Here is a 16,439-nt window from a genome sequence, read left to right on the forward strand (position 1 = left end):
GTCAGGCCCCGCCGGAACGCAGGTCCAGGCGGCGCATGACCCGATCCACCACATCCGGCGGGATCCCGGGTTCACGGCGCGCGGCCAAGGCCTCGGCGCGTCCCGCCGCCATCACCTCGCCGGTGTAGCGGCGCATCTTCTTACCGAACACCACCTGCCGATCGGTGTTCATTCGGGCAATGGTGTCGGCGGCCTCCGGATCCGCCTGTGCGAGACGGCGTTCGAAGCCCGCCCGCAGCCGCTCGTACACCTCGTCGGGCAGGTCCTCGGTATCGGCGATCTCCTTGATCCTGGTCATTTCCGCCCGCAGCACCCGTTCCCACAGCTGGCGTTCGATGGCACGCTCGACGCCGGTGTCGGCGTGCACGCCCGTGGCCCGCACCACGGCGGGCAGCGTGGGCCCCTGGATCAGCAGCGTGAACAGCACGACCGCGATCGCGGTGAACAGGATCTCGGTGCGACCGGGAAAGGGCTTCCCGTCGTCCGTGGTGAGCGGAATGGCCAGGGCCAGCGCCACTGTCGCCACCCCGCGCATCCCGGCCCACCAGGTCACGACGGTTTCCCGCCAGGTGTACGGCTCGTCCTTGTCGCGGCTGCGCCACCAGGTCCGGAAGATCGCGGTGGTGCACAGCAGCCAGATCAGACGCAGCCCGACCACCACGGCGATCGCGGCCACCGCACCCGCGATCAGCCGCGGCCACTCCGGTCCCGCCTCGTGCATGACGGTGCTCAGTTCCAGCCCGATCAACCCGAAAGCGAAACCGGTGACCAGCATTTCGGTGATCTCCCAGAACGAGTCGCCGACCATTCGATAGTCGCTGTCGCTGAAATCGTTCGCCGCGTCGGTGAGATACAGCGAGCACACCAGCACCGCCAGCACCGCGGACCCACCGCGCGATTCCGACACCCCGTAGGCGGCGAACGGCAGCAGCAGACCCAGCGCCACCCGCCACGGCGCTTCCCCCAGCCAACCCATGAGTTTGCTTCCGGCCCAGCCGAACACGAGTCCGACCACCGCGCCCACCATCGCCGACACCGCGAAGTCGCGCAGCGCGTGCCAGGCCGAGAACGAACCGGTGGCCACCGCCTGGATCGCGGCGGTGTAGATGACGATCGCGGTGACGTCGTTGAACAGGCCCTCGCCCTCGAGCACCGCGACCAGGCGGCGCGGCAGACCGAGCTTGCCCGCCAGTGCCGAGACCGCGACCGGGTCCGGGGGCGCGACCAGCGCGCCGAGCGCGACCGCGGCCGCGATCGGGACGCTCGGATACCAGTAGTGGAAGGCCGCGGCCACCGCCACCGTGGTGACCATGACCAGCACCACCGCCCGCAGGCTGATGGCTTCCCAGTTCTCCGCGAACTGCCGCCACGAGGTGCGCCGCGCGGCCGCGTAGAGCAGCGGCGGCAGCACCAGCGGCAGGATGAGTTTCGGGTCGATGTGGATATCGGGTACCGCGGGAATCAGCGCGAGCACCACCCCGAACGCCGTCATGAGCACCGCCGGAGCCTGGCCCAGCCGCCGTCCGAGCGGCTGGGCCAGGATGGTCGCGAACAGAACCGCGAAGATCAGCTCCAGCTGGTGGTCCTCCATGGCAGTCAGTTTGCTGCCGAGACGCCGCAAAGTCGAACAACCGGTCCGTATTCTCAGCGAACCGATCCGGGAACTCTCAGTAATCCCGGCCGGGAGCGGACGCGGCTCACACCCGGGACCGCCGGGCTATCAGAACCGGTTGTGACCCGGCTGCGGCAGGGGAGAACGCCGCAGCGCCTCGAGGTTGTGTTCGAGCAGTTCCGGCTGTTCCTGCAGCGATCGCGGACTCGCCGACGCCGTCGTGTACTGGCCGGCCGCGCGCAGATCGCCCGCCTCGTGCCGACCCGGAGCCCGGTAATCGGAGGCCGGCTCGTACAGACCCGCGGTGCGGTAGTCACCGCCGCTGGACTGTTGCGGATCCGAGGCCGCCGCGCGCCGCCGGGCCGAACTCCGAACCGGCTTCGCCGCCGCCTGATTCGACTGCAACGACCACGCGGCCTGGGGCGGCTGCGGCGCCTGCGGCCGAACGGTCTGCGGATCCGGCATCATGCTGCGCTCGTCGACCTCGGTGAGCCCGACGTGGATGAGCAGCACCAGCGTCACGATGCTCACGATGATCATCAACGGGGCCAGCAGATCCATCGGCTCGGAACCGGACGGCGTGACCATGTGGTCCATCTCGTGCGCGCTCATCGCCGCCATACCGGTGTAGTGCATGCCGCACACCGCGACTCCCATGATCAGTGCCGCGCCGACCGTCGCGTAGAGACCGGTGATGACCAGCGTGAACCACAGCGCCACGATGGACGCGACGATGCCGATCGCCACCGAGGCCACCACCAGGACGGGGTTGTAGTCGATCATGGCGTCGGTGTTCATGGCGTACATGCCGCAGTAGTGCATGACGCTCACGCCGATACCGGTGATCGTCCCGCCGATCAGCAGCGACGGCCAGCGGCCGATCGGTTCGCGGGCCACGATGGACAGGCCCACCCAGACCACGCCGACCGCCAGCGCCGCGCTGAACAGCGTCAACGGCACGTTGTAGCGGATATCGGCGCCGTGGATCGAGAAGCCGAGCATGGCGACGAAATGCATCACCCAGATGCCGGTGCCGCCGATGGCGACCGCGGCCGCGATGAGCCAGCCCTCACGCCCTTCCCCGGTGCGAGCGCGCGCCGTGCATCGCAATCCGAGCAGGGATCCGATGAGAGACATCAGGTATGCCAGTACGGGGGTCACCCACCCGTAGCTGAAGTGGTGAATTTCCAGCACACGAACTCCATTGCCAGAACAGGGGTTTCGCAGGATCGCTGTTGCGACGGCCGCACACTACCGGGCAAGGTTCGGATTGGGAAATTGAAACGGAATCATTTATCGAGAGTGTTTCCGAGTGGGAATTCTCAATGCTCCCATGGCACCTCGAAAACCCTTGTGATCAGGGTGATTCCAACACCGGGGTGCGGGAACACCCACCTGTCGCGCCGGTGTTGCGCACAGTCATGACCCTCGGTGTAGCTCTGGCAGCGGCTGGCCCCGCCAACTATGTGGACGAGATCGTGCGACAGTCCCGGCTCGTCGCCGGGCACGGCGTGCACTCGGTTTGGTTCGGGCAGCGAATGGACTACGACTCGCCGCTGCTGGCGGCGATCGTCGGCCGGGAGGTGCCCGAACTACAGGTCGGCACCTCGGCGATACCGGTGATCGGGCGGCATCCGCTGCTGGTCTCGGCGCAGGCGCAGACCGCACAGGCCGCCACGCACGGTCGCTACCACCTGGGCCTGGCCCTCGGATCGGCGTTCGCCGCAGGCGCTTTCGGGCTGCCGTTCGATCGGCCCATCGCACGCCTGCGCGAATTCCTCACCGGCGTGCGGGAACTCCTCGACACCGGCACCGCCGACCTGCACGGTGAACTGCTCACCGTCACCCCGCCGTGGCCCGCGACGCTCGCCGGGGCGACACCCCGGGTCCCGGTCCTGGTCGCGGCCATGGGCCCGCAGGCGCTGCGGGTGAGCGGCGAACTCGCCGACGGCATACTGCCCTATCTGGCGGGACCCAGGACCCTCGGCGAGCACATTGTGCCCGCCGTCACCGCCGCCTCGGCCGCCGCCCCGCGCGTCGTCGCCTTCGTGCCCGCCGTGGTCACCGCCGATGTCGAGGGTGTTCGCGCGAAAGCCGTGGAGCAGTTGGCCTTCTACGAGCAGGTGCCCTCCTACCGCCGGGTCATCGAACTCGAAGGTGTGCGGCGCGCCGCGGACCTCGCGATCATCGGCGACGAGGAGACCGTCGCCGCCGAGATTCAACGCTACTTCGACGCCGGAGCCACCGAGGTGGTGCTGACTTCCACCGACCTGGCGGGCGAAGACGATCAGCAGCGCACCTGGAAGCTGCTCGGTGAACTCGCGGCGGGAGGGTCCCGATGAGCACTCGCCGACCCCTGAAAATCGTGACCGGAGTGAGCGGTTCACCCGATGTCTACGCCGACGCGCTGGACCCGGAACGCTCCACCATCGCCTCGGCCATCGAGATCGCCGAACTCGCCGAGGCCAACGGGTTCGATGCCCTGTTCGCCGCCGACCTGCTCGCCTTCGGGGCGCAGGGCGCGATCGGCGCGCAGGAGCCCCTGATCTTCCTGGCCGCCCTCAGCGCCGTGACCTCTCGCATCGGACTGATCGCGACGGTCACCACGACCTTCCATCACCCCTACAACCTGGCCCGGCTGTTCGGCACCCTCGACCACGTCAGCAATGGCCGTGCCGCCTGGAATGCCGTCACTTCCTCGCTGGGCGAAGAGAACTACGGCGGCGGGGACCTGCCGCGCCCGGAGGAACGCTACCGGCGCGCCACCGAATCGATCGAGGTCGTCAACGCGCTGTTCGACGGCTGGCGGCCCGGCGCGCTCACCCCGGACGGTCGCGGCGGCGCGCGTCTCGACCCGGACCTGGTGCGGCCGATCGAGCATGTCGGCGAATTCTTCACCGTGCGTGGGCCGTTGAACATCCCGTCGCTGCCGCAGCGGCGGCCCGTCCAGTTCCAGGCCGGTCAGTCCGAGGGCGGCATCGAGTTGGGCGCGCGCTTCGCCGAGGTCGTGTTCACCTCGCTGCCGACCCTGGAGGACGCGGTCGTCTACACCAAGAAGATCCGTTCCCGCGCAGCCGAATTGGGTCGCGCCGATGGACTGCCGCTGATCATGAGCTCGTTCCACGCGACCTACGGCGCCTCTGAACAGGAGGTGCGGCGGCTGGTGCGCGAACGCGAGGAGGCCACCGACTTCGACGCCGGACGGCTGGGGCTCGCCGATATGCTCGGCGGCGACATCGACCTGTCGGAACTGCCGCTGGACCAGCCGATTCCGGAACGACTGCTGCCCGATGTGCGATCGGTACAGCGGCGGCAGGGGCGGGTGGAGATCTTCAACGCCTTCGCCCGGTCGGGAAACACGCTGCGGGAGTTGATCATCGCGGCCAAGGACACCGGGCACTGGGCCGCAGCGGGTACGCCCGAACAGCTGGCCGACGCAATCGCCGAACGCTACGACGCGGGCGTGCTCGACGTCATCACGCTCGGCGGTCTCGCCGATCCACGTACCCGCGACTTCCTTCTGAACGGGCTGCTTCCCGAGCTGCGCCGCCGCGGCATCGTCGAAACCGGTTACCGCGCAAGGACATTGCGCGAGAACCTGGAGCTGCCCGCCCTGCCGGACTGATCAGCCCGGGATGGTGCGCAGGCCGTCGAGCGTCACGGCGAGTAGACGCTCGGCGGCATCCGGCGTTGCCTCGCAGGCGATTCCGATGCCGTGCCCCAACTTCAGTACGTCCCGCGGTTCGATGTCGGCGCGGATGCCGCCCGCCTGCTGTGCGGCCTCGAGCAGTGTGGCGGCCGCGCCGGTGATCGCCGTGCGGCACAGGCCGAAGGTGGGGGAGTTGTGGTCCATACCGGCCTTCAGTGTGGTGGCGAGGCTGCGGTTGGCCATCACCCACTGCACGTTCTCGCGCAGCCACACCTCGAATGCCTCGACCGGCGGGTGCTCCTCGAGTAGCACATGAGCGCGGTCGCTGAGTTGCTCGATGCTGGAGCGGTAGACGGCCTCGATGAGCACGTCGCGATTGGGGAAGTGCCGGTAGAGGGTGCCGATGCCGACACTCGCGCGCCGGGCGATCTCCTCGAGCGGTGCGTCGGGGCCCAGCTCGGCGAAGGCCTGCTGAGCGGTGTCGATGATCCGCTCGTAGTTGCGTTTGGCATCGGCGCGCATCGGCTTTCCGGTCGGTGGTGCGTCCACGAACCCTCCACTAGAAAACGGATGGACCCTCCGGATAGGCTTGCGTAAATGGAGGAACCCTCCATATGATAGCTCCAGTGGAAGCGGAGGAGACCTCCGCTTCACTTCATTCGATGGAGCATCCCTTGTCGACCACCCTTTCTTCGAACGTTGCCGTCGATCCGCGGATCGACGCGCCACCCACCCGGCCACTACGGGCGAACATCGTGCTGGTCACCCTGCTGACCTGTCAGCTGATGATCGTCCTCGACATCACCGTCATGAATGTCGCCCTGCCGCGCATCCAGCACGACCTGCACTTCAGCGCGACCGGACTGTCCTGGGTGATGAACGCCTACACCCTCGCCTTCGGCGGACTGCTGCTGCTCGGCGGACGCGCCGGTGACCTGCTCGGCCGCCGCAACCTCTTCATCGCCGGAGCCGCCCTGTTCACCCTGGCCTCCCTGGCGGGCGGGCTCGCCCCGTCGGCCGGGCTGCTGCTGGCCGCCCGCGTGCTGCAGGGCATCGGCGGCGCGATGGCCGGGCCCAACACCCTCGCCCTGCTGACCACCACCTTCTCCGAACCCAAGGCCCGGATCCGGGTGCTGGCACTGTTCTCCGGCATGTCCAGCGCGGGCTTCGCCATCGGACTCATCGTCGGCGGACTGCTCACCGAATGGCTGAGCTGGCGGTCGGTGCTGTTCATCAACGTGCCCTTCGGAATCGTGGTGGTGGCACTCGCGCTGCGGTATCTGCCGGTCGCGCAACGGCATCCGACCCGCCTCGACCTGCCCGGCGCGGTGACCGCCACCACCGGCGTGGCCGCTCTCGTCTACGGCTTCATCAGCGCCGCCTCACACGGGTGGGGGACACCCGCCACCGATATCTCGCTCGCGGCCGGTTCCGCGCTCATCGCCGCGTTCCTCGTCATCGAATCGCGAGCGGCCAAACCGCTACTGCCGCTGCGTCTTTTCACCGACCGCAACCGTGCCGCCGCCTACGCCAATATGTTCCTCGTGCCGATGGCGGGCACCTCGATGTTCTTCTTCCTCACCCAGTTCCTGCAGGACATCCTTGGATTGAGCGCGCTGGCAACAGGTTTCGCGTTCCTGCCCACCGCGCTGCTGATGTTCTCCATCATCCGCACCATCCCGCGGCTGCTGCCGCGCTTCGGCCCGAAACCGCTGACCATGGCCGGTGCGGCGTTCCTGGTGGCCGGACTGCTCGTGCTCACCCAGCTCTCGGGCGACAGCGGATACTTCCCGCTGCTGTTCCTGGCCATGGTGCTCATGGGTTGCGGTATGGGACTGGCGATCTCGCCGCTCAACGTCATCATCATGTCGAACGTCGACCCGCACGAGGCCGGTGCGGCGGGCGGGGCCATGCAGACCCTGCAGCAGACCGGCGCGTCGCTCGGACTCGCCATCCTGGTCACCGTCTTCGGGACCGCGTCGCGGGCGGCGGGCGGATCCGCGCAGCACGCGCTGATCAGCGGCATGACCACCGCCTTCGCGGCGGCCGCGGGAATCGCGGCGCTCACCTTCCTGGTGGCGTTGACCTTCCGCAATCCCCGGGCCGTGCGCTAGCTAGACGCGCGGCGGGTTGTCGACCGCCTCGTCCCGCACCGGGACGAGGCGGTAGGTGACCCACGGACTGTGCGGCAGATGCGGTTTGTCGATGCGCAGACACACGGTTCGGGTTTCGCCGGTGACCGGGTGCGTGATCTCGAGCCGCGGTTGCATGGGCGCGTGCACGGCCGGATCGGTGGTGTAGAGGCGCTCGAACTCGGGATGCGACCGGCAACCGTCGATGATCTCCGCGTAGGTGGACTCGGGCAGCACGATCGGGCCCATCATGCGGATGCCGTAGGTGAGGGTATGCGCGAGGCGCTCCCACTCCGCAAGCGCGGTCCACGCGGCCGGTTCGGTGAACAGGTAGTGCAGCAGGTTCGGGGTGCGCGCGGAACCCGGAAACGCTTCGGCCCATGCGGTATTCGCGCCCAGCACCATGCACTCGGGCAGCATCAGGTAGGCGGCCGGGTAGGGCAGGAATTCCAGATCGGCCAGATCGTCGGCATCCGGCACGGTCGAGGTGCGGCCCAGAATATGGGCCAGCGCACCCGGATACAGGGCGGCGATGATGCGCTCCCGATACAGGTACGGCACCGCGAGCGTATCGAACAGCGCACCCGCGAACTCCAGACTCGGCACCAGCGTGCCCGCCTCGACCTTCTCGATCGCCGACTTCGACCATCCGGCGCGCTCCGCCACCTGAGCCTGCGTCATCCCGAGAGAATCGCGACGCGCCCGCACGAAAATCGCCAGCCGCCCTTTGGACATACACCTCAACCTTGCTTCATCGTTCCGACAACACCGTGCACCGAGTCGCACCCCAGGTGCGACAAACGGTCATTGACTTTCTCACGCCCGCGATCGAGGCTTTAGCGGGTGCTGGAACCTGCGCAGAAAGCGGCCCCCAGTCGTTCGTCGTCAGGGGGCTGATGCGTCGGTGGGGAGCGCGTCAGCCCACCGGCACCGCCTACTTTCCGCCTGCCGCGAGATCGTCGGCTGTACCCGCCGGGTCGACGAATCGGCACCCCGGCAACTCGTCCCCGAGCGGCGCCTGGTCGAGGTCCGGCGCGTATCTCGTTGCGGCGCTGCTCGGGTGCGCGGGAAATAGTGTGCTCGGTATTTCCCGGGGTCGTTTCACTCGGCGGTGGGAATTCGCGAAAGCCGTTATCGCACTGGTCGGTTCGTTCAATTCTCGGCGGGTGCGCGAATTTGCCGTATTCGTGTATGGGCATGGCGGCTGTGTCACCATTGCGATGAGCGCCCCTGATATCTACTCCAAGGGAGGGTCTGCTCATGACGAATCAACCTCCGCAAGGTCCAGGCGGACAAGGCATTCCGCAATACCAGCCCCCTGGTTTTCAATATCAATCCGGCCCCGGACCGCAGTACCCGTCGCCCGGGCAACCCGCCTACCAGCCGGTTGCCGGTGCCGGGGCAGCCGGTGAAGGCCCCAGGGGATTCTTCGGATCCCTATTCGACTTCGGCTTCACGTCTTTCGTCACACCCTCGGTCATCAAGATCCTCTACATCCTCGCGATGGCCGTGGCTGTCCTGGGTGCACTGGCGCTGGCAGTCCTGGGATTCGCGGTCAGCACCGCGGTCGGATTCTTCACCCTGATCATCGTCTGCCCGATCTACGTCTTCATGCTGGTGCTGTTCTATCGGGTCGCGCTGGAATTCGTCATGGTCGTTTTCCGAATGGGCGACGACATGCACGCGCTACGCACTCGTAATTCGGCGCCGTAGGCCGCACCGGCGAGTACCGCCTCGAATCGGGTAGTGGCCGAGTGTCGTTCATGCGGCCGGAGAAAATCGCTTGTCCATGGGGCCACCGCTGTGGCGTCATGGACCGCGATGAAACAACAGCGCCCGGCCACCGCCCGAGCCGTCACCGACGGCATCAAACTGCACCGACACCAGGTGCGGTCGGTCGGCGGCGTCCACACGGTGATCACCCTGCGACCCGGAACGCAGGTTCGGTTCAGCACCAATCGGTTCCACGACACCTGGCACGTGCTGTCGGACGGGCACGGCGCGCGACTGCTGGCGCGACTGCTGTGGGGGCTGTCGTATCAGGCCCGTCCGGGCACGATCGTGCTCATCGACCGGCAGTTCGTGACCCCGAACCCCTTCGACGCGGATCCGGCCGACCCGATCGTGCTGGTACCCGGTTGGTGCACGCCGTTCGACGAGCGTGCGGCCAGACAACTCAAAGCTGCGATGCCGCTTTCTCATTCGGATGGCACCGTGCGCTGGCACACCTTCGGCCTCGACCGGACATCGGAACCCGAGGCGCTGGAAGCGTGGTGGGACTCGTACCGCCACCGTCAGGGCAACGGAGGCGTCACCAGCCGAAGCGGTCTCCTGGTCCTCACCCCCGGCTCGCCCGATGAAGCCCGCGCCTGGGCATTGCGCGCGTCAGCCCTCAACGCGGACAACCGATCCGGCACCGACTATGTCTACCTCGGCCCCTGGGATCGCGGCTACAACGGCGAGATCCAGATCTTCCGCCGCTTCCGCCCCATGGTCAGCGTCGCCGGCCGAGCCCGCGCCCAGGTCCGCTCCCGCCCCGACGCCCCCACCGACCCCGACGCCCTGCGCCCCGCGGTCTGGCGCGAAGCCGAATACGTCCGAGGCGACGCCCACCTGAAAATCCGCGACTACAACAGTCGTGCACTGGGAGTCGAGGCCGCCGCCATGCTGGCCGCCGCTGCCGTCACCACCCTCGACGAACTCGCGGACGTCGGCGCGGCCGAGGCATACCGCCGCATGCGCGCCGCCGCCGTGCCAGGCCTGACCCTCGACATGCTGTGGGCGATGGAGGGCACGCTGACGTTTCGCGACCCTCGCGTCGTCAGCCCGGAGCGCAGGCAGGAGTTGCTCGCCGAACTCGGTCCGGGACGAACGGCCGAACCGGTTCTCCGGCCCCGGCGCTATCGAGCACCCATTCGTGCTGCGAGGTCGGCGTACTAGGAGCTGTCAGCGACCGGATTCGGACAATCTCTCACGTCGAGAACTCCTTGATCTTGATGCGGGCGACGGTCCCGCCCGATCCGGGTCGGCGTCGCGGTGGCAGTCTGGGGTGGAAGGCGGGCTCGAACAACGAGGAGGACCAGGCCATGAGCGGACGTACCCCAAGTCAGTGGGAGGAGCTCACCGCAGCCGACCCCGCGCATTCGACGTGGTACGTGGAACGGTTCCGGACGATGGCGGCCGAGGGCGCGGACATCGTGGGGGAGGCGCGGATGATCGACGCCATGCTCGGTCGTGGCAGTCGCGTGCTGGATGCGGGCTGCGGGCCCGGCCGCATCGGTGGCTACCTGCATGACGCGGGCCACACGGTGGTCGGCGTGGACGTCGACCCGGTGCTGATCGCCGCTGCCGAACAAGACCACCCCGGCCCGACCTGGCTCGTCGGTGACCTCGCCGAACTCGACCTGCCCAGTCGTGGCGTCGCCGCCGACTTCGACGCCATCGTGTGCGCGGGAAACGTCATGACCTTCCTGGCCCCGTCCACCCGCACCGCGGTGTTGACCGCCTTCGCCCGCCACCTCGCCCCCACCGGCCGGGCCGTCGTCGGCTTCGGCGCGGACCGTGGCTACGAATTCTCCGACTTCTTGGCGGACGCCGAAAGTGCCGGTCTCACAACGGATCTTCGGCTCGGAACCTGGGACCTGCGCCCGTTCACCGCCGACTCCGACTTTCAGGTAGCGGTGTTCTCTCGTGCTGAGTGAGGTCGGCTGGGTCTGCCAGTCCGAGGCTCCGGGATCTGGGCATCAATCGCACAGTGGGACGGCGGCCTGGATCAGCGCAGCCTGATGCAGATCATCGGGCTGGCGCGCGCCGACTGCGACCACGCTGGCCGTGACTCGCGCCGCGCACCCGGGGCCGGTCAATTCGGCTCTCCGGTCGGACATTTCGTCGATGATCGAGGTGTTGAGTCGGTCGATCACCGGGCGAATACCCGCGAGATCCGTTGTCGGCGTGGGTGCGTGGGCCACACCGGATTCCCACACCGTCACCAGGCCGCGCTGCACCAGCTTGCTGGCATCGATCTGACCCGCGAACACCTGCCGCACCCAGGTCTCGGGCAGGCCGTGCTGCGCGCCCAGCTGCGTCATGGCGTCGTAAATGGTGGCCTCACGTGCCGGGTCGTCGATCACGGGTTGCGAGCTGTCCTGCTGCGCCGCGGCCCATTTGATCTCCGCCACGGTGTCCGCGGTGCCGATGCGTGCGGCCAGCAGTCCCACGAGCTGATCGAGGGAGTCCGTCGGTGGTGCGGCGGCCGCTTGGCCCGCCTGCCCGCTCAACAGCATGATCGATGACACGGCGGCAACGGCCAAGGCCTTCATCTGCGCCCATCCTTCTCGTCGAATCCGGACCGCCGCGGCCGCGAGTTCGCCGAGGCGACGACCGCCGAGTCCGCGGCCGCTCCGCCCACTCTGCCATCACCCGCCGTTTCGACTGGAAGCTGACCGACCCGACGGCGGCGGTTCCGGACCTAGTTCACGGCCGCAGTCTCGAAACGGGTTGCGAACTCCCGCATGAAATCCGCGGTATCCAGGTCGGCGGGGAACACGAGATCCAAGGTGAGGTCGGTGAACGCCGGATTGGTGGCGGTCCCGAAGGTCAGCAGGGTGCTGTAGAAGCTCAGGATGCGGTCGCCCCACCGGAGTTGTCCGGACAGCAGGACGCTGCCGTGCGGATCGGGTTCGGTGAGGGCCGGTGGGGAAGGGTACGACTCGCATTCGAGCAGTAGCGCCGCGATCCGGGGATCGGGCCGGGCGGACAGTTGGGCGCGCAGGTATTCGAGCATGGCGGCACGGATCGGGGCCAGGTTCACCAGATGGGTCGAGAGGCCTTCGGGGTGCAGCACCATTCGTGCCACATTCCCGCCGATCCCGTTGTCGCCGAGCAGATGCGGAGCCAGTTGCTCGGTGAAGATCGCGACGGAGGGATTGGCTCGCACGATATTGCGCATCGGGTCAGTGGCCAATGCCGGAAATGGCATGTGACTGTAGAGAATTCGATCGACGACCTCCCGGACCGTCGCCATTTCCGGTGCTTCCCACATGCTTTCGACATAGTCGGGGGAGTGGCCCGCAGCGATCAGTAACGTATTCCGCTCCCGTGCGGGAACTTTCAGCTCGCCCGCCAGCCTCAGTGTCATCGCGCGGCTGGGTGTGGCGCGGCCGGTCTCCAGGAAGCTGAGGTGGCGCGCGGACACCCCGGTGCTGCTGGAGAGTTCGAGTTGACTGACGCCCTGGGCTCGCCGCCAGGCCCGCAGCAGATCGCCGAACGCATTACCGGCCTCTGGCACACGTACCCCCTGCGAACTGGTCTCGATGTAGCCGAGTGACCGTACCGAGCCCCGCATATCCGTCGCAACCAACTGTGCGATCGATCGCACCCACCGCATCCATCGATGCCGCACTGCCAGGTTGATTTACCTCCGACGTAATCGTTTCTAGGCAGGCCGCTCACTACGGTCGAAAAAGAACCGCCGCCGATCCCCGAGGAGCCCACATGCCTTTCTTCGAAACACCAACCGACGGAACACGTCTGGCCTACGAGGACTACGGCTCGGGCGCACCGATAGTCTTCGTCGCGAGCTGGGTCCTCAACGCCGACATGTGGGAATACCAGGTCCCGTTCTTCCTCGACCACGGCTACCGCTGCGTCATGCTCGACCGCCGCGGCCACGGCCGCTCCGACCGGCCATCCTCGGGCTACGACATCGACACCCGCACAGACGATCTCGCCGCCCTGATTGAACTCCTCGACCTCCGCGACATCACCCTGGTCGCCCACTCGGCAGGCGGCGGCGAAGCCGCCCGCTACCTGTCCCGCCACGGCGAATCCCGAGTCTCGCGCGTCGCCTTCCTAGCCGCCACCCTCCCCTACCTGCGCCACACCGAAGACAACCCCGAAGGCCTCCCCGAAGCCATCAACGAATCCGACATCACCCAACTCCGCACCGACCGCCCCCGCTGGTTCGCCGACCGAGCCCAGGGCTACTTCGCCACCCACCTGAACAACAACGTCAGCCAAGCCATGATCGACGCCGAAATCCGCCGCTGCCAAACCGCCTCCCCTTACGCCACCGTCGCCGTACGCCGAGAAATCTTCAACGTCGACCACCGCCCCGACGTCACGGCGATCACGCTCCCCACCCTGATAGTCCACGGCAACGCCGACCAATCCGTCCCCATAGAAGCCTCCAGCCACCGCACCGCCAAACTCATCCCCCACAGCACCTACAAGCAATACCCCACCGCAGGCCACGCCATATACGCCACCCACGCAACCCAATTCAACGAAGACCTCCTCACCTTCATCGAGAACTGAATCACTTGACCGCGCGCCCAACGCTTACCGCGAACACCGTCCGTCGCTTTCGCCGTATGTCGTCCCGGATTCGCTTGATCGCGAGGTCGATCAGCATCGAGTGGCTGGCGGACGGTTGAAGTACGCGTTCGTAGTCGATCAATCGTTCGGCAGTGCCCGCATTGTCCATCGCCATGGTGAGTAATTCGAGGTACTTCTTATCGGGCAGTGCCGGATTCGGTCGAGATTGCTCTGATTGTGCCGAGGGGAGACACGGGGCTGCGGCGCTGGCGGAATCGCGAGGCTCGGTAGTGGTGATTGCGCGAGCGATGATGCCGCTGTCGAGATCGTTTGCCGTGCCGGGGAAACAGAACGGGCCGCCGAACAGTTTGTCCGGCGGCCCGATCGTGTGGGTCGTACTAGTCCAGGTAATCCCGCAAAACCTGCGAGCGGCTGGGGTGGCGCAGCTTCGACATGGTCTTGGATTCGATCTGGCGGATGCGTTCGCGGGTGACGCCGTAGACCTGGCCGATCTCGTCCAGGGTGCGGGGCTGGCCATCCGTGAGGCCGAAGCGGAGGCGGACTACGCCGGCTTCGCGTTCGGAGAGCGTCTCGAGGACCGACTGGAGCTGGTCCTGCAAGAGGGTGAAGCTGACCGCGTCGACGGCGACGACTGCTTCGGAGTCTTCGATGAAATCGCCGAGCTGCGAATCACCTTCGTCGCCGATGGTCTGGTCGAGGGAGATGGGCTCGCGGGCGTACTGCTGGATTTCCAGCACCTTCTCCGGCGTGATGTCCATTTCCTTGGCGAGCTCTTCGGGGGTGGGCTCGCGGCCCAGGTCCTGGAGGAGTTCGCGTTGGATGCGGCCGAGCTTGTTGATGACCTCGACCATGTGCACGGGGATGCGGATGGTGCGGGCCTGGTCGGCCATGGCGCGGGTGATGGCCTGACGGATCCACCAGGTGGCGTACGTGGAGAACTTGTAGCCCTTGGTGTAGTCGAACTTCTCGACCGCGCGGATCAGACCCAGGTTGCCTTCCTGGATGAGATCCAGGAACGCCATGCCGCGGCCGGTGTAGCGCTTCGCGAGCGACACCACCAGTCGCAGGTTGGCTTCCAGCAGATGGTTCTTGGCGCGGTTGCCGTCGCGCATGATCCACTGCAGATCGCGGCGCGACTGCACCGGCAGCTTCTCGCCCTTGTCGGCGAACTCGCGCAGCTTCTCGGTGGCGTAGAGGCCGGCCTCGATTCGCTTGGCGAGCTCGACCTCCTCCTCCGCGTTGAGCAGCGCGACCTTGCCGATCTGCTTGAGGTAGGCGCGGACCGAGTCGGCCGAAGCGGTGAGCTCGGCGTCCTTACGGGCCTGGCGCAGTGCCTCGGATTCTTCTTCGTCCCAGACGAAGTCGCCGGAAGCCTTGTCCTTGGCGGTCGGCTCCTCGGCTTCCTCGGTCTCCTCGGCCGCGGCGGCGGGGGCGGCCTCGCCCTCCTCCTCGTCCTCGACCTCGTCTACGAGTTCCTCGTCGTCGGCGAGCTCTTCCTCGTCGACCTCGATGTCATCGAGCTCGTCGAGTTCCAGCGACTCGTCGTCGATGGCTTCCTCGCCCTCGGCCCCGGGCTCGCCCGCGGTCTTGGGACCAGCCTTCTTGGTCGCCGCCTTCTTGGCGACAGCCTTGGTGGCTTTCTTGGCCGGTGCCTTCTTGGCCGCGACCTTCTTCGCCGCGACCTTCTTGGCCGGGGCCTTCTTGGCGGCAGCCTTGACCGGCCGTGCTGCGGTGGTGTCTGCTGAGTCGGCGGCTTCGGCCGAATCGGCGGTCTCTCGGGTATTCGTGGCTACCACGTACGCCCTTTCGTGACGGTCTCGTGCGGCGTCACGCCAGAGTTGAATTCCGGCGGAGCGGTTCTGTCGGGGGGTAAACCGGCGCTCGTGCCGGTGTCGGTTTCCGGCTGACCGCCGGGCATGTGTTCCATTGTAACGATCGAACCAGCTTACTTACGGCGCGATACCGGCTGACACCGCCATGGCCGCTCCGACGATGCCTGCCGTGTTGCGCAGGACCGCGGGCACCACCGGGGTTCTGTTGGTGAGCAACGGAATCCACTCCTGGTAGTCGCGGCTGATACCGCCGCCCGCCACGAAAACGTTCGGCCAGAACAGGTTTTCCAAGGTGACGAGCACCTTGCTCACCTCGCGCGTCCACTCCGGATAGGTCATGCCGACCCGATCCTTCACCGACGCGGCCGCCCGATGCTCGGCCTCGCGGCCGTCGACCTCCAGGTGCCCGAGCTCGCTGTTGGGCATCAGCACACCGTTGTACATGATTGCTGATCCGATGCCGGTGCCGAAGGTGAGCAGCATTACCAAACCGTCGAGATCCTTTGCCGCGCCGTAGCGGTCCTCGGCCATACCGGCGGCGTCGGCGTCGTTGAGGACGGTCACCTCGCGCCCGCCCAGCGCCACCGAGAACAGATGCCGGGCATCGATCCCGATCCAGGTCTTGTCGATATTGGCCGCGGTCCGGATCTGCCCGTGCAGCACCACGCTGGGCATGGTGATCCCGACCGGGCCGTCCCAGCCGGACTGCGCGACCAGCTTCGAGACCGCCTCGGCGACGGCGTTCGGAGTGGCCGGATGCGGGGTCGCGATCTTGATTCGCTCGTACACCAGTTCACCGGTGGCCAGATCGACCGCGGCGCCCTTGACGCCACTGCCACCGATATCGATGCCGAACGCGTGCCCCGGGTCGGACATGG

Annotated in this window: 16 protein-coding genes; 7 read left to right on the forward strand and 9 right to left on the reverse strand. The window is 67.2% G+C overall.

The genetic code is table 11. The annotated features are described in order from the left end of the window. Window position 1 precedes the first annotated feature (1 nt). Window positions 2-1,591: a Na+/H+ antiporter gene (locus tag OG300_RS05105; RefSeq protein WP_405492638.1), complete on the reverse strand. Its 1,590-nt coding sequence runs from the start codon at window positions 1,589-1,591 to the stop codon at window positions 2-4. A 129-nt stretch (window positions 1,592-1,720) separates the two neighbouring features. Further along, window positions 1,721-2,806 (reverse strand): MHYT domain-containing protein, encoded by a 1,086-nt coding sequence (locus OG300_RS05110; protein WP_405492640.1) that lies wholly within the window; start codon window positions 2,804-2,806, stop codon window positions 1,721-1,723. Window positions 2,807-3,033: 227 nt separating this feature from the next. Here OG300_RS05110 and OG300_RS05115 point away from each other — a divergent pair, with 227 nt between their 5' ends. Together OG300_RS05115 and OG300_RS05120 are read left to right on the forward strand one after the other, a co-directional pair. After that, window positions 3,034-3,954: a TIGR03564 family F420-dependent LLM class oxidoreductase gene (locus OG300_RS05115; protein ID WP_405492642.1), complete on the forward strand. Its 921-nt coding sequence runs from the start codon at window positions 3,034-3,036 to the stop codon at window positions 3,952-3,954. Next, window positions 3,951-5,237 carry an NtaA/DmoA family FMN-dependent monooxygenase gene (locus OG300_RS05120; protein WP_405492644.1) on the forward strand — a complete coding sequence of 429 codons (1,287 nt, stop codon included), beginning with the start codon at window positions 3,951-3,953 and terminating at the stop codon, window positions 5,235-5,237. The genes OG300_RS05115 and OG300_RS05120 overlap by 4 nt, the downstream gene beginning before the upstream one ends. Here OG300_RS05120 and OG300_RS05125 read toward each other — a convergent pair whose 3' ends face one another. Beyond that, a complete protein-coding gene (locus tag OG300_RS05125; protein ID WP_405492646.1) occupies window positions 5,238-5,810 on the reverse strand; it encodes a TetR/AcrR family transcriptional regulator in 573 nt (190 codons plus the stop codon). Between the two features lie 113 nt (window positions 5,811-5,923). Between OG300_RS05125 and OG300_RS05130 the strand changes: the two genes are divergently transcribed. Beyond that, window positions 5,924-7,375, forward strand: coding sequence for an MFS transporter (locus OG300_RS05130; RefSeq protein ID WP_405492648.1), 1,452 nt, complete (start codon window positions 5,924-5,926; stop codon window positions 7,373-7,375). On the opposite strand, the gene OG300_RS05135 is transcribed toward OG300_RS05130, so the two are convergent. After that, window positions 7,376-8,128: a helix-turn-helix domain-containing protein gene (locus tag OG300_RS05135; RefSeq protein ID WP_405492650.1), complete on the reverse strand. Its 753-nt coding sequence runs from the start codon at window positions 8,126-8,128 to the stop codon at window positions 7,376-7,378. A gap of 525 nt (window positions 8,129-8,653) precedes the next feature. Between OG300_RS05135 and OG300_RS05140 the strand changes: the two genes are divergently transcribed. The 3 genes from OG300_RS05140 to OG300_RS05150 all read left to right on the forward strand — a co-directional run bounded on the left by OG300_RS05140 (window position 8,654) and on the right by OG300_RS05150 (window position 11,094). Next, window positions 8,654-9,106 carry a DUF4282 domain-containing protein gene (locus tag OG300_RS05140; protein WP_405492652.1) on the forward strand — a complete coding sequence of 151 codons (453 nt, stop codon included), beginning with the start codon at window positions 8,654-8,656 and terminating at the stop codon, window positions 9,104-9,106. A 108-nt stretch (window positions 9,107-9,214) separates the two neighbouring features. Beyond that, window positions 9,215-10,333, forward strand: a complete 1,119-nt coding sequence (locus tag OG300_RS05145; RefSeq protein ID WP_405492654.1) for a TfoX/Sxy family DNA transformation protein — start codon at window positions 9,215-9,217, stop codon at window positions 10,331-10,333. Window positions 10,334-10,479: 146 nt separating this feature from the next. Then, on the forward strand, window positions 10,480-11,094 hold the full coding sequence (locus OG300_RS05150; RefSeq protein WP_405492656.1) for a class I SAM-dependent methyltransferase: 615 nt from the start codon (window positions 10,480-10,482) through the stop codon (window positions 11,092-11,094). Window positions 11,095-11,136: 42 nt separating this feature from the next. Here the strand turns inward: OG300_RS05150 and aroQ are convergent, their stop codons facing one another. Further along, window positions 11,137-11,712 carry a gamma subclass chorismate mutase AroQ gene (aroQ, locus tag OG300_RS05155; RefSeq protein ID WP_405492658.1) on the reverse strand — a complete coding sequence of 192 codons (576 nt, stop codon included), beginning with the start codon at window positions 11,710-11,712 and terminating at the stop codon, window positions 11,137-11,139. Between the two features lie 149 nt (window positions 11,713-11,861). Continuing rightward, window positions 11,862-12,680 carry a helix-turn-helix domain-containing protein gene (locus OG300_RS05160; protein ID WP_405492660.1) on the reverse strand — a complete coding sequence of 273 codons (819 nt, stop codon included), beginning with the start codon at window positions 12,678-12,680 and terminating at the stop codon, window positions 11,862-11,864. A gap of 206 nt (window positions 12,681-12,886) precedes the next feature. Between OG300_RS05160 and OG300_RS05165 the strand changes: the two genes are divergently transcribed. Continuing rightward, entirely contained in the window at window positions 12,887-13,708 is an 822-nt protein-coding gene (locus tag OG300_RS05165; protein WP_405492662.1) for an alpha/beta fold hydrolase, read from the forward strand. Between the two features lies 1 nt (window position 13,709). On the opposite strand, the gene OG300_RS05170 is transcribed toward OG300_RS05165, so the two are convergent. The 3 genes from OG300_RS05170 to ppgK form a co-directional block, all read right to left on the reverse strand. Continuing rightward, complete coding sequence (locus OG300_RS05170) at window positions 13,710-13,883, reverse strand: hypothetical protein (RefSeq protein WP_405492664.1); 174 nt, start codon at window positions 13,881-13,883, stop codon at window positions 13,710-13,712. Window positions 13,884-14,106: 223 nt separating this feature from the next. Then, window positions 14,107-15,573 carry an RNA polymerase sigma factor gene (locus tag OG300_RS05175; protein WP_405498480.1) on the reverse strand — a complete coding sequence of 489 codons (1,467 nt, stop codon included), beginning with the start codon at window positions 15,571-15,573 and terminating at the stop codon, window positions 14,107-14,109. Between the two features lie 105 nt (window positions 15,574-15,678). Next, window positions 15,679-16,437 carry a polyphosphate--glucose phosphotransferase gene (ppgK, locus tag OG300_RS05180; RefSeq protein ID WP_405492666.1) on the reverse strand — a complete coding sequence of 253 codons (759 nt, stop codon included), beginning with the start codon at window positions 16,435-16,437 and terminating at the stop codon, window positions 15,679-15,681. Window positions 16,438-16,439 lie beyond the last annotated feature (2 nt).

Source organism: Nocardia sp. NBC_00511, from assembly GCF_045161165.1.
In the GTDB taxonomy this organism is placed as follows: Bacteria; Actinomycetota; Actinomycetes; order Mycobacteriales; family Mycobacteriaceae; genus Nocardia.

Coding starts and splice junctions, on each gene's coding strand:
- OG300_RS05105 (WP_405492638.1), bottom strand. CDS start 1,591: ATGGAGGACCACCAGCTGGAGCTGATCTTCGCGGTTCTGTTCGCGACC.
- OG300_RS05115 (WP_405492642.1), top strand. CDS start 3,034: ATGACCCTCGGTGTAGCTCTGGCAGCGGCTGGCCCCGCCAACTATGTG.
- OG300_RS05120 (WP_405492644.1), top strand. CDS start 3,951: ATGAGCACTCGCCGACCCCTGAAAATCGTGACCGGAGTGAGCGGTTCA.
- OG300_RS05130 (WP_405492648.1), top strand. CDS start 5,924: ATGGAGCATCCCTTGTCGACCACCCTTTCTTCGAACGTTGCCGTCGAT.
- OG300_RS05135 (WP_405492650.1), bottom strand. CDS start 8,128: ATGTCCAAAGGGCGGCTGGCGATTTTCGTGCGGGCGCGTCGCGATTCT.
- OG300_RS05140 (WP_405492652.1), top strand. CDS start 8,654: ATGACGAATCAACCTCCGCAAGGTCCAGGCGGACAAGGCATTCCGCAA.
- OG300_RS05145 (WP_405492654.1), top strand. CDS start 9,215: ATGAAACAACAGCGCCCGGCCACCGCCCGAGCCGTCACCGACGGCATC.
- OG300_RS05150 (WP_405492656.1), top strand. CDS start 10,480: ATGAGCGGACGTACCCCAAGTCAGTGGGAGGAGCTCACCGCAGCCGAC.
- aroQ (WP_405492658.1), bottom strand. CDS start 11,712: ATGAAGGCCTTGGCCGTTGCCGCCGTGTCATCGATCATGCTGTTGAGC.
- OG300_RS05165 (WP_405492662.1), top strand. CDS start 12,887: ATGCCTTTCTTCGAAACACCAACCGACGGAACACGTCTGGCCTACGAG.
- OG300_RS05170 (WP_405492664.1), bottom strand. CDS start 13,883: ATGGCGATGGACAATGCGGGCACTGCCGAACGATTGATCGACTACGAA.
- ppgK (WP_405492666.1), bottom strand. CDS start 16,437: ATGTCCGACCCGGGGCACGCGTTCGGCATCGATATCGGTGGCAGTGGC.